Here is a 12697-nt window from a genome sequence, read left to right on the forward strand (position 1 = left end):
AAACGACTTATCTTTAATAAAAAACTATGATTATGAAAAAAATAGCTCTATTACTTGTTGTTACCTTAATGTTTAGTTGTAAATCTAAAGGTCAAGACAAAGACGAAAAAGAATCTTTTTCGGTAAGTAAAACTGACTCGCAATGGAAAGCAGAACTTACAGATATGGAATACTATGTTTTAAGAGAAGCCGGAACAGAACGTGCGTTTTCAAGTCCTTTAAATAATGAATACAGATCAGGTACATTTCATTGTGCTGCTTGTAATACACCTTTATTTAAAAGTGAAAACAAATTTGATTCTGGTACAGGTTGGCCAAGTTTTGATCAAGAAATTAAAGGTAATGTTGCCTTTAGCACTGATTATGACTTAGGATATGCAAGAACCGAAGAACATTGCGCGACTTGTGGTGGTCACTTAGGTCATGTTTTTAATGATGGACCTAAAGATACTACTGGAAAAAGACATTGTATTAATGGTGTAGCGTTAGACTTTGTCCCTGAAAATTAATCTAAATTTTACGGTTTAAACTTATTCTTGTAAGGTCTTATGATTAAACGTGCTTCACGGTCAAACCTAACATAATTATAAACCCAATTTATAAATACAACAAGTCGGTTTCTAAAACCTATTAAGAAAAATAGGTGAACAAACATCCAAACAAACCAAGCAAAAACACCTTGGAATTTAAATTTTGGTAAATCAACAACTGCTTTGTTACGACCAACAGTTGCCATACTTCCTTTATCTTTATACTTAAAAGGTTTTAGAGGCTTGTTTTCTATTAAACGTAATAAATTTTCACCTAAGTGTTTACCTTGTTGTATGGCTGGTTGCGCCATCATTGGATGCCCATAAGGTGTTTGATCTGTTGTCATTTGGGCTACATCTCCAATAGCAAAAATATTATTAAAACCTTTTACTTGATTAAACTCGTTAACCTGTATTCTATTACTTTTAGACAATAATTCTTCTCCATCAATACCATTAATTGCAGCACCTTTAACTCCTGCAGCCCAAATAACCGTTTCTGCTTCAAAAGTTAAATCACTGTTTGTAGTAACCACATTACCATCATAACCAGTAACTCTAACGTTTTTCCAAACATGAACACCTAAATCTTCAAGAAAATCTTCTGCTTTTTTAGAAGCCTTTTCGCTCATTTCTTTTAATATTCTATCTCCTGATTGTACTAAATTAATCTGTACAGTTCTGGTATCTAAATCTGGATAATCTTTAGGTAAAATCCCTTTTTTAATTTCTGCTAAAGCACCTGCAAGCTCTACACCTGTTGGTCCAGCTCCTACAATTACAAAATTCATTAAAGCATTTCTTTCATGTAAATTTGAAGTTAATAGTGCGTCTTCAAAATTTTCAAGAATTAAGCTTCTTAAGTTTAAAGATTGAGGTATGGTTTTCATTTCCATACTATTATCTTCAATAGATTTATTTCCGAAGAAGTTAGTTTTAGAGCCTGAGGCAACTACTAGATAATCAAATTTTAAACTTCCAATATTGCTAATTACTTTACATTTTTCAGTATCAATTTCTGAGACATCTGCTAACCTAAAATAAAAGTTTGGAAAATCTTTTAATATTTTTCTTATTGGGTACGCAATAGAATCAGGTTCTAATCCTCCTGTAGACACCTGATAAAGAAGTGGTTGAAAATTGTGATAGTTATGTTTGTCTAACAACACAACTTGTAATTCTTTTTTAGATAATTTCTTTGCTAATGCTACACCAGCAAATCCGCCTCCAATAATTACAACTCGCGGAAAACTAGATTTTGGAATATTCATAGATATAAACTTATTACAAAGGTAGTAAAAGTTATAATTTTTGAGGTTGTAAAATTCTTTATTCAAATACGATTTCGTAAATTCGTAGCTTCTAAAAAACGACAAAACTTTTTATAATGAGTAAATACGATATTATAGTTCTTGGAAGTGGACCAGGTGGATACGTTACAGCAATTAGAGCCTCTCAATTAGGTTTTAAAACTGCAGTAGTAGAAAAAGAAAGCTTAGGTGGTGTATGTTTAAATTGGGGATGTATCCCAACTAAAGCATTAATTAAAAGCGCGCAAGTGTTTGAATACTTAAAGCATGCAGAAGATTATGGATTAAAGGTAAAAGAAGCTGAAGCTGATTTTGATGCAGTTGTTAAACGTAGTCGTGGTGTTGCTGAAGGCATGAGTAACGGTGTTAAATTTTTAATGAAAAAAAATAAAATTGACGTTATTAATGGCTTTGGAAAACTTAAACCTGGTAAAAAAGTTGAAGTTGACGGAAAAGAATATAGCGCAGACCATATTGTAATAGCAACTGGTGCTCGTAGTCGTGAGTTACCAAATTTACCTCAAGATGGTGAAAAAGTAATAGGTTACAGAGAAGCTATGACACTAAAAAAGCAACCTAAAAAAATGATAGTTGTAGGTTCTGGAGCTATTGGTGTTGAGTTTGCTTACGTATACAACTCAATGGGTACAGAAGTGACTATTGTAGAATATATGGATAGAATTGTACCGGTTGAAGATGAAGAAGTATCTAAACAATTAGAACGTTCTTTTAAGAAAAACGGTATTAAAATTAAAACTTCTTCTGAAGTTGTAAGCGTAGACACATCTGGTGATGGTGTTAAAGCTAAAGTTAAAACTAAAAAAGGAGAAGAAGTTATAGAAGCAGATGTAGTATTAAGTGCTGTTGGTATTAAAACTAACATTGAAAATATTGGTTTAGAAGATGTTGGTATTGCTGTAGATAGAGACAAAATATTAGTTAATGATTATTACCAAACAAACATACCTGGTTACTACGCTATTGGAGATGTAACTCCTGGTCAAGCATTAGCACACGTTGCATCTGCCGAAGGTATATTATGTGTAGAAAAAATTGCTGGACAACATGTAGAAAAATTAGACTATGGTAATATACCAGGTTGTACTTATTGTTCTCCAGAAATAGCTAGTGTTGGTTTGACAGAACAACAAGCTAAAGATAAAGGTATTGACATTAAAGTAGGAAAATTCCCTTTTTCTGCATCTGGTAAAGCAAGTGCTGGAGGAAACAAAGAAGGTTTTGTAAAAGTTATCTTTGACGCTAAATATGGAGAATGGTTAGGTTGCCATATGATTGGTGCTGGCGTAACGGATATGATTGCAGAAGCTGTTTTAGGTAGAAAGTTAGAAACTACAGGACATGAAGTATTAAAAGCAGTACATCCTCACCCAACAATGAGTGAAGCGGTTATGGAAGCTGTTGCAGATGCTTATGATGAAGTGATTCACTTATAAAATTGAAAAACTATTTTTAATAAAAAAGGTTCCAGAATTTCTGGAACCTTTTTTATTTAATATGATTGATAATGTATTAAAACATAAATCCTACACCAAATTGCCATACCTCGTTTTTAGCATCTACGTTTTCAAAAACAGTACCGTCTTCAAATATATCTGTGACACCAAAGTTATAACGACCGCTTATAAAAAAGCCATTATTAAACTTATATGCAGCACCTAAAGCAACACTAGTATCAAAGTCTTTTACATTACTATCTTCAATATCTATATCTCCTGCGTTATCGTTTGGTTGATAATCAATTTCTTCGTTTACCTTAAAACCAAATTGCGGTCCGGCTTCTACAGATAATCCTTCTACTAAATAAACTTTTAATAATAAAGGTACTTGAACATAATCTAATTGATATTCTATATTATCATCGGTGTCAAAAACATTATCTTGATCTATTTCTTGAATATCAAATCCTTGACCTGAATAAAAAACCTCTGGTTGAAAAGAAACTCTTTCAGAAATAGGAATTTCGGCTACTAAACCAGCATTAAAACTTGTTCTTGACGATAAATCACCAACATCATCTCCGCTAATTGTAGAAGAGTTAACGCCTCCTTTTACACCTAATTGAACAGCTTTTGAATCTGACTGCGCATTCATAAAAGTTAAGCTAGATAATAATACGACAGTACTTAAAATTAATTTTTTCATTGTATTCATTTTTTTTGGTTTATACAATGAAATTACGAAGACCTTAATTATTCAGATGCTTTATTAACATGGTTTAACAGCAAAAGCATCGCTTTTAACTGTTTTTAATATAGAGAGTAGATTTGCTTTAAATATTTAATATTTGTTTAGAAATTTTACTAAAAATGCGTTAAAACATACTAAAGAAAACTTTGTATTGCTAGTTCATAACTTTGCAAACCAAACCCTAAAATAACACCTTTAGCATTAGGCGAAATAAAAGAGTGATGTCTAAACTCTTCTCTTCCAAATGTGTTAGAAATATGCACTTCTACAACTGGAGTTTGTATGGCTTTTACTGCATCGCCAATACCAACAGAAGTATGTGTGTAAGCTGCTGCATTTAAAATAATACCATCATAGTCAAAACCTACGTCTTGTATTTTATTAATAATCTCTCCTTCTACATTAGACTGAAAATGTTCTAAAGAGACATTAGAATACTTATTTTTAATTGTATCTAAAAACTCTGTAAAAGATAAGTTACCATAAACATTAGGTTCTCTTTTACCTAATAAGTTTAAATTAGGTCCATTAATGATAATTAGTTTTTTCATAAAGTAAAAATACAAAAATAAGCGCATAAAAAAACCGAAGCATTAAGCTTCGGTTTAATATTTTGTTTATTATAATTTCTTATAATTAGAACTTCCAAGTTAAACCAAACTGAGCAGTTTGGAAGAAGTTATTAAATACGTTTAAGTTACCGTTAAAAGAAGTTACTGCTTCTGCACCATCAACATCTGCTTTATCAGATCTAAAAGATAAAACATCAGTTAAAGCAAAGTTAATTGCAATATTTTCTTTTACGAAGTAGTTTAAACCTAAACCTAAACCAGCTCCAATTCCGTTAGTTTTGAAATCATCAACATCAACACCAGGAACTTCTACTTCTGTTTTAGCAGAATCAAAACCTACACCAAACTCACCATAAGTTTTAAAACGCTTTCCTAAATCTAAGAAATAGTAACGAGCAAATACACCTGCACCAAAAGTAGTTGTTTTAGTTTCAGTATCTGCCATTCCATCAGTTTCTTTGTCTGTATCTAACATTAATTGAACACCAACAGCTAAGTCATCAGATAAAAAGTAACCAACTTTTGGGTTAAACTCAAATGCAGAAGTTTCGATTTCTGTATTCTTATCATTTTCTGAATTAAAACCTAAGTTTCCTTCTACAATAACATCACCTTCTGCAAATCCGAAAGTTTGTTCTTCTTGAGCGTTAGCTGTAAATCCAAATGCTACTAATGCAGCTGCGAATAATAATTTTTTCATAATTTAAATTTTCATTTATTGATTTGAGGCGGCAAAACTATACTAGTTCAACCTATCTAACAAGAAAAAAATAGTTAAAAACTTATTAATTTTCCTACAAAGCTAATAGTTAATTAGTTATGATTTTAATTTAAAAAAATGTCAAAATATACTTGGTTATATAAATAAAAAAACCGAAGCAATTGCTTCGGTTTTTAAGTTGTTAATATCTAATAAATTAGAAGTGTAATGCAAATCCAACATTAAATTGAAAAACACCTTCGTCAGTAAAATCTTCATTTAAAGAATGATTATAACGTAATCCTGGTTCTATTGAAACATTGTTCCCTAAAAACCATGCATAACCAGCACCAATACCTAACCACATTGGGTTTTCTTCTGCGTCTTCAATAGAAGCTCCTGTCAAATCTAAAGTTACAGGTATCATACTATTAATGTAATACTTACCTCCTAGTCTATATGAAAAGGTTGAAGTATCTCCAGCATCTGCAGATATACCTCCGTAACCTAAACCTGCTTTTAAAGCAAGATCATCCATAATAAAATAACCTCCATCAAGACCAATGTTATAAGATGTTACTCCGTCTGAGGTAGATAAATAAAAACCTGTATTACCTAACATAGCATTACCTGTGTTAGCTTCTATTAGCCATTTACCTTTTGATGTTTGAGATGACGTATCATCTTGTGCATTCATCGTTGATAATCCGAATACTGCAAAAGCAGCTAAAAAAAATAATTTTTTCATAATTAATGATTTAATAATTTGATTAATAATACTAATCTATTAATTTTTTTCTATAGTTTTTTAAACATTACACAATTAATTAACAAAGTTTTTAACATTTCTTCAATACAACAAACAAATAAAGTATATATTATTATTATACTTATTTTTACATAATGAATTGGACACAAGCTAAAACAGATTTTTCTACATATCTTAAAATAGAACGTGGTTTATCAGATAACACTATAAATAGTTATCTCTTAGATGTTGAAAAACTAATAGTATTTTTAAAAGAAAATAATAGTGGTGATAGTCCTGTAAATATTTCAAAAGAAACTATTAAAGAGTTTGTATATCAAACTGCAAAACAACTTAATCCTAGATCACAGTCTAGATTAATTTCTGGTTTAAAAGGTTTTTTTAATTATTTAGTTTTTGAAAATTACAGAGATGACAATCCTATAGACCACATAGAAGCGCCTAAAATAGGAAGAAAAATACCCGACACCTTATCCTTAAATGATATTAACAAACTAATTGCCGCTATAGATTTAAGTCATCCGCAAGGCACACGCAATAAAGCTATTTTAGAAACACTTTACGGTTGTGGATTAAGAGTTAGCGAGCTAATAAACCTAAAAATATCTGATTTATTTTTTAATGAAGGGTTTATAAAAGTTACAGGTAAAGGAGACAAACAACGTTTTGTACCTATAATGGAACATACTCAAAAATATATTGACATTTATAAAAACGAAATTAGAAACCACTTAAACATCAATCCAGAGCATTCTGACATATTATTTTTAAACCGAAGAGGTAAACAGCTTACAAGAGCTATGATTTTTACAATTATTAAAAATTTAGCAAAAACAATAAAACTAAATAAAACAATATCTCCTCATACTTTCAGACATAGTTTTGCTACACATTTATTAGAAAACGGAGCAGATTTAAGAGCTATACAATTAATGCTTGGTCATGAAAGTATAACAACTACCGAAATATACACACATATAGACAGAAGTCAATTAACAGAAGTAATTAACAATTTTCATCCAAGAAAGTAAAGTTGTACTTTATCGATTATTTTTTGAATTTCAACATATGTTGAATATATTTGTTCAGAATCCCTTACACTAACTTAGTCTTAAATTTAACACAACAGTACAACCTGTATGTCACAGTTATTAAAAGAACTTAAGTTAAAACAATCTAATAACCAACATATTGAAGATGTAAAATGGCAATTAGCCTTAGAGATTTCAAAAGTTGGTATTTGGGATTTTGATGCAAAAGAAAACAAAGTTTTCTTTTCTAAACCTTCAAAAGCTATAATAGGATTTGAAGATGATGATTCTTTTGGCTTTAATGTAAACGATTGGAATGATCGTGTTCATCCAGAAGACAGAGAGCAATATTTTAAAGACTTTCAAGATCATCTTAACGGTTTACTTCCTGATTACGAAAACAAACATCGTGTGCTTCATAAAGATGGTACTTACAGATGGGTTTTAGATCGCGGTCAATATATAGAAAAAAATAGTTTAGGAGAAGCTACTAGAGTTATTGGTACCCATGTAGACATTACAGATTATGCTGATAATGAACAGAAAATTAAAGAAACACTAGATTTAATAGCTAAAAAAAATAGCAAACTTCAAAACTTTGCTCACATTGTTACCCACAACCTAAAACAACATGCTGGAAATTTTGAAAGTTTACTAGAGCTTTATGATGAAGCTGAAGATGTAAAAGAAAAAACAGAAATGTTAGGTTACATGAAAACCCTATCAAAATCATTAACAAAAACTATTAATGATTTAAGTGAAATCGTTTCAATACAATCACAACCAGAAGAAACCACAGAAGACATTAAGTTAGTTACAAAGGTCAATAATGTTTTAAAAGATTTAGAATACTTAATTGCCGAAAAGCAAGCTAATATTAAAGTAGATATTTCTGATAAATGTACAGTCAATTTCAATAAGTCTTACCTATATAGTATCATTCAAAATTTAGTAACTAATGCAATAAAATATAAACATCCTGATAGAAATCCTGAAATTTTAATTTCTGCTGAATGTTTAGATGATTATACTAATCTAACAGTAAAAGATAATGGTATTGGGATAGATTTAGATAAATTTGAAAAAGATCTATTTGGGTTATATAAGACTTTTCATAACAATCCAGAAGCAGAAGGAGTTGGATTATATTTAGTTAAAAACCAACTAGAAACCTTTGGAGGCACTATAGATGTAAAAAGTAAAATTAATGTAGGTACAACTTTTATGCTAAACTTACCAAATCAAAAAATCCAGCATTAAGCTGGATTTTTTTTATATCTATTAATTATTAGATTATTTTTTATTTAGCAATATTAATTGCTCTAGTTTCTCTAATAACAGTTACTTTAACTTGACCAGGATAAGTCATATCTGTTTGTATTTTTTGAGAAATATTAAATGATAAATCTGCTGCGTTTTGGTCGCTCACTTTTTCGCTTTCTACGATAACACGTAGCTCTCTACCTGCTTGTATTGCATAAGCTTTTTTAACGCCATTAAAACCAAAAGCAATTTCTTCAAGATCTTTTAATCTTTGGATGTAGCTATCTAACACTTGTCGTCTTGCTCCAGGTCTGGCTCCAGATATAGCATCACAAACTTGAATAATTGGTGATAATAAAGATTTCATCTCTATTTCGTCATGGTGAGCACCAATAGCATTACATACATCTGGTTTTTCTCCAAATTTTTCTGCCCATTGCATACCTAATATAGCATGAGGTGTTTCCATATCTGCTTCTGCATCTGGCACTTTTCCTATATCATGTAATAAACCTGCTCTTTTAGCTAATTTAGGGTTTAATCCTAACTCTGCAGCCATTACACCACAAAGTTTAGCAACTTCACGTGAGTGTTGTAATAAGTTTTGACCGTAAGAAGAACGATATTTCATACGTCCAACCATTTTAATTAATTCTGGATGTAATCCATGAATACCTAAGTCTATAACAGTACGCTTTCCAACTTCTATAATCTCCTGCTCTATTTGTTTTTGTGTCTTTTTAACAACTTCTTCAATACGTGCTGGATGTATACGTCCGTCTGTAACTAGTTTATGTAAAGATAAACGTGCAACTTCACGTCTTACAGAGTCAAAACAAGAAAGTATAATTGCTTCTGGTGTATCATCTACTATAATTTCTACTCCAGTAGCTGCCTCTATTGCTCTAATATTTCTTCCTTCACGACCAATAATACGTCCTTTAACGTCATCACTTTCTATATTAAATACAGATACACAGTTATCTACTGCTTCTTCTGTACCAATACGTTGTATAGTATTAATGATGATCTTTTTGGCTTCTTGTTGAGCTGTTAATTTAGCTTCTTCCATTTTATCTTGGATATAAGCCATAGCATCGCTTTTAGCTTCGCCTTTTAAAGACTCTACTAACTGTTGCTTTGCTTCGTCTGCAGATAAACTAGAGATGACTTCTAATTGTTCTACTTGACTTTTATGTAGTCTATCAAGCTCCGATTGTTTCTTTTCTAAAACTTCTAAACGATGATCAAAATCATTAGATTTTTCTTCGATTTGAGCGTTAAGTTTTTTAGTTTTTGATAACTCACTTGATACTTGAGATTCTTTATCTCTAATACGTTTTTCGGCATCAGACATTTTCTTGTCTCTGCTCATGATTACTTTTTCATGCTCTGCCTTTAGCTCTAAAAACTTTTCTTTAGCTTGTAAAATTTTATCTTTTTTAATGCTTTCTCCTTCTGCATTTGCTTCTTTTACAATAGCTGCTGCAGATTTTTTTGCACTTTTAATTAGCTTTGATGCATTACTTCGTTCTAGCATTTTTGCAATAATAAAACCTATTAAGGCTCCAATTGCAATACCAGCAATTATTAAAATTGTATTATCCATTGTTGATTAATTATATATAAAAAAAGCCTACATTAATTTTGTTTTGAAAAAAACTCCTTAAAAACAAGTTTAGGGCTAACAAACTGATCAAGGATCTGCCCAAATACGTAGTATTAGCAGCATGCTTTTACAGCTTAAACTCACCCTTTTTAAAGAATTAACGTTGAGTTTCTCAAAAAGATAATCAATGTAGGCAGTAACCTATTATTTTATGTGTTATGAACGTTTTACTTTATAAACTTAAATGTGTGTCTAACATATTGTTTAAAGCTTTTAACTTTTCTTCTACATGTTCTGACACGTACTCTTTATCTAATATGCTCTGCTCTACTTGACTAGCAAATTGTAATGCGCACATTGCCAATACATCTTGCTTATCTCTAACAGAATAGCTTTGCTCAAATTGCTTTATCATAGCTTCAATTTTTTTTGCAGCTAGTCTTAAGCCTTCTTCTTGGCTTGGTGCAATTGTTAATGGATACACTCTATTTGCTATAGATAACTTTATTTTTAGTGTGTCTGCCATTAATCTTAATATTTTAACTAGATAATTGACTTATACAATGGTCAATTTCTCTAATTAATGCATTTATCTTGAGCTTAGTTTCTCGTTTATCATTGTCACTGCCAAGTATGGTGTTAGCCATTTTAAGTGTATTATATTTTTCTTGCCAATTATCTAATTCTAGGTCTTTGGCTTTTAACACTGATTGAGATTGTTGCAATGCTTCTTTTAGCTTAGCATTTTCTGCTTTTAAAACTTGCTGTCTCTTCAAGACTTTGCTAATTTTTTGCTCTAGATTATCAACAATGTCTTCAATTTTACTCATTCTGCTAATACCTATACTTATCTTACAAAGTTAATCAAACCGTAGGATTATACAATTGTTTTTTCATAAAATTTTATTTTTAAAAAAAGTATTTAAAAATCAAATGGTTGGTCTAGTTATTGATTTTTGTTTGCTAATTAAAACCTTATTTCTATTTTAGCAGTAACATGTATTTTATGCGATTTATAACATTTCTCTTTTTATTTTTTTCAAGTTTTATCAATGCTCAAAATATGTACCCGCAAGATTATTTTGCTTCACCTTTGGATGGCGAAACTATTTTAGCTGGTACGTTTGGAGAACTTAGAAGCAATCATTTTCATTCTGGATTAGATATTAAAACAAAACAGCGTGAAGGTTTAAAAGTCTATGCTGCAGCAAGCGGATATGTTAGCAGAGTTAAAATTGCTCATTTTGGATATGGTAAGGCACTTTATATTACTCATCCCAACGGTTACACAACTGTGTATGCACACTTACAACGCTTTTCTGATAAAATTGAAAGCTTTATAAAAAAGAAACAATACGAACAAGAATCTTTTGAGGTTGAAGTTTTTCCTTCAAACAACGAACTCATTTTAACCAAAGGAGAAATCATTGCTTTTTCTGGTAATACCGGTAGCTCTGGCGGACCACATTTACATTATGAAATTAGAGATAATCAAGAACGCCCAATAAACCCATTACTTTTTGGTATAAAAGTTAAAGACACTAAAAAACCGATAGTAAAAAGTATTTACGCCTACCCTATAAACGAACTATCACATGTTAATAATTCAAATTTAAAACAAAAACTACGACTAATTCCGCTTCAAAATGGCGATTATAAAGTTGAAGATATAAAAGCTTACGGTAAAATTGGTTTTGCAATAAATACTATAGACAGACAAGACCTAGCCGCAAATAAAAATGGTGTTTACAAAATTGAAACTGCCTTAAATGGTATGCCTAATTTTACTATTAATTTTAAGCGTTTTTCTTTTGATGAAACGAAGCATCTTAACCGTTTAATCGATTATCCTCATTATTCTGAAAAAAAAGAACGCCTTCAAAAACTATTTTTAGATACTAATAACCCGTTAAGTATGTATGATAATTTAGTAGATGATGGTTATGTTATGGTTTACGATTCTATAGCGTCTTTGTACAAAATTAAAGTTGAAGATTTTGAAGGTAACACCACAATTATTGACTTAAATATTAATGGAGACACAACTCCAGTTTCAGAAACTGCAACAAACTTCACCTCTCAATATTATATTAACAGAGAAGAAAATGTGATTTTAGAAAAGGATAAAATTAGCGTTAATATTCCTAAAGAAACATTTTACGACAGTTTTTTTATGGACTTTCAAGTACATTCTGATACTGTAAAAGTACACGATAAAAACAGAGCTGCTAATAAGTACTTTACAATAAATTATGACATTACAGGTTATTCTCCCGAAGATTTAAAACAAGTTTATATTGCCAGATTAGTTGGATGGAATAACTTTTCAAGCTACTCTTCTACAAAACAAAAAGACAACGTTTTATACACTAGGACTAAAAACTTAGGAACATATTGTTTAGCAAGAGATACAGTTGCGCCTACTATAAAACCTGTAAATTTTACTGATGGTAAATGGATGAGTAAATATCGATTTTTAAAACTTAAAATTGAAGATAAGCAAAGTGGTATTTCTAACTATAGAGCAACCGTTAATGGAAAATGGATTTTAATGGAGTATGACTATAAAACCAATATGCTTGTACACGATTTTAAAGATAACGTCGTTAAAGAGACTAATAACAATTTAAAAGTTATTGTAACAGATAATGTTGGAAATAGCACTACATTTGAAGCAACTTTCCATCGAAAATAAATTTTTAGAC

13 protein-coding genes and 1 other RNA gene are annotated in these 12697 nt (G+C 30.5%); 5 read left to right on the forward strand and 9 right to left on the reverse strand.

Annotation, left to right across the window (positions count from 1 at the left end; genetic code table 11):
• The first annotated feature begins 32 nt into the window (after positions 1–32).
• Positions 33–509 (forward strand): peptide-methionine (R)-S-oxide reductase MsrB, encoded by a 477-nt coding sequence (msrB, locus tag ACEQT4_RS00335; protein WP_370225475.1) that lies wholly within the window; start codon positions 33–35, stop codon positions 507–509.
• An 8-nt stretch (positions 510–517) separates the two neighbouring features.
• Here the strand turns inward: msrB and ACEQT4_RS00340 are convergent, their stop codons facing one another.
• Entirely contained in the window at positions 518–1801 is a 1284-nt protein-coding gene (locus tag ACEQT4_RS00340; RefSeq protein WP_370225476.1) for an NAD(P)/FAD-dependent oxidoreductase, read from the reverse strand.
• Between the two features lie 116 nt (positions 1802–1917).
• On the opposite strand from ACEQT4_RS00340, the gene lpdA reads away from it, so the two are divergent.
• Positions 1918–3294: a dihydrolipoyl dehydrogenase gene (gene lpdA, locus ACEQT4_RS00345; protein ID WP_370225477.1), complete on the forward strand. Its 1377-nt coding sequence runs from the start codon at positions 1918–1920 to the stop codon at positions 3292–3294.
• 76 nt (positions 3295–3370) lie between these two features.
• Here the strand turns inward: lpdA and ACEQT4_RS00350 are convergent, their stop codons facing one another.
• The 4 genes from ACEQT4_RS00350 to ACEQT4_RS00365 form a co-directional block, all read right to left on the reverse strand.
• Positions 3371–4003 carry a porin family protein gene (locus ACEQT4_RS00350; protein WP_370225479.1) on the reverse strand — a complete coding sequence of 211 codons (633 nt, stop codon included), beginning with the start codon at positions 4001–4003 and terminating at the stop codon, positions 3371–3373.
• A gap of 179 nt (positions 4004–4182) precedes the next feature.
• A complete protein-coding gene (gene aroQ / locus ACEQT4_RS00355) occupies positions 4183–4599 on the reverse strand; it encodes a type II 3-dehydroquinate dehydratase (protein ID WP_027879943.1) in 417 nt (138 codons plus the stop codon).
• Between the two features lie 85 nt (positions 4600–4684).
• Complete coding sequence (locus ACEQT4_RS00360) at positions 4685–5320, reverse strand: outer membrane beta-barrel protein (RefSeq protein ID WP_027879942.1); 636 nt, start codon at positions 5318–5320, stop codon at positions 4685–4687.
• A 217-nt stretch (positions 5321–5537) separates the two neighbouring features.
• Positions 5538–6068: a hypothetical protein gene (locus tag ACEQT4_RS00365; protein ID WP_027879941.1), complete on the reverse strand. Its 531-nt coding sequence runs from the start codon at positions 6066–6068 to the stop codon at positions 5538–5540.
• A 155-nt stretch (positions 6069–6223) separates the two neighbouring features.
• Between ACEQT4_RS00365 and xerD the strand changes: the two genes are divergently transcribed.
• Both xerD and ACEQT4_RS00375 read left to right on the forward strand, forming a co-directional pair.
• Positions 6224–7120, forward strand: a complete 897-nt coding sequence (gene xerD / locus ACEQT4_RS00370) for a site-specific tyrosine recombinase XerD (protein ID WP_370225481.1) — start codon at positions 6224–6226, stop codon at positions 7118–7120.
• A 108-nt stretch (positions 7121–7228) separates the two neighbouring features.
• Positions 7229–8380, forward strand: coding sequence for an ATP-binding protein (locus tag ACEQT4_RS00375; protein ID WP_370225482.1), 1152 nt, complete (start codon positions 7229–7231; stop codon positions 8378–8380).
• A 40-nt stretch (positions 8381–8420) separates the two neighbouring features.
• Here ACEQT4_RS00375 and rny read toward each other — a convergent pair whose 3' ends face one another.
• The 4 genes from rny to ACEQT4_RS00395 form a co-directional block, all read right to left on the reverse strand.
• A complete protein-coding gene (gene rny, locus ACEQT4_RS00380; RefSeq protein WP_370225483.1) occupies positions 8421–9992 on the reverse strand; it encodes a ribonuclease Y in 1572 nt (523 codons plus the stop codon).
• Positions 9993–10042: 50 nt separating this feature from the next.
• A non-coding RNA gene (ssrS, locus tag ACEQT4_RS00385) (6S RNA) lies at positions 10043–10161 on the reverse strand.
• 63 nt (positions 10162–10224) lie between these two features.
• Entirely contained in the window at positions 10225–10518 is a 294-nt protein-coding gene (locus ACEQT4_RS00390) for a cell division protein ZapA (RefSeq protein WP_027879937.1), read from the reverse strand.
• 13 nt (positions 10519–10531) lie between these two features.
• Positions 10532–10822, reverse strand: coding sequence for a hypothetical protein (locus tag ACEQT4_RS00395; RefSeq protein ID WP_027879936.1), 291 nt, complete (start codon positions 10820–10822; stop codon positions 10532–10534).
• A gap of 233 nt (positions 10823–11055) precedes the next feature.
• Here ACEQT4_RS00395 and ACEQT4_RS00400 point away from each other — a divergent pair, with 233 nt between their 5' ends.
• Positions 11056–12687, forward strand: coding sequence for a M23 family metallopeptidase (locus ACEQT4_RS00400; RefSeq protein WP_370225485.1), 1632 nt, complete (start codon positions 11056–11058; stop codon positions 12685–12687).
• Positions 12688–12697 lie beyond the last annotated feature (10 nt).

Origin of the sequence: Mesoflavibacter sp. (genome assembly GCF_964226795.1) — a bacterium.
GTDB classification, from domain to species: domain Bacteria; phylum Bacteroidota; class Bacteroidia; order Flavobacteriales; family Flavobacteriaceae; genus Mesoflavibacter; species Mesoflavibacter zeaxanthinifaciens.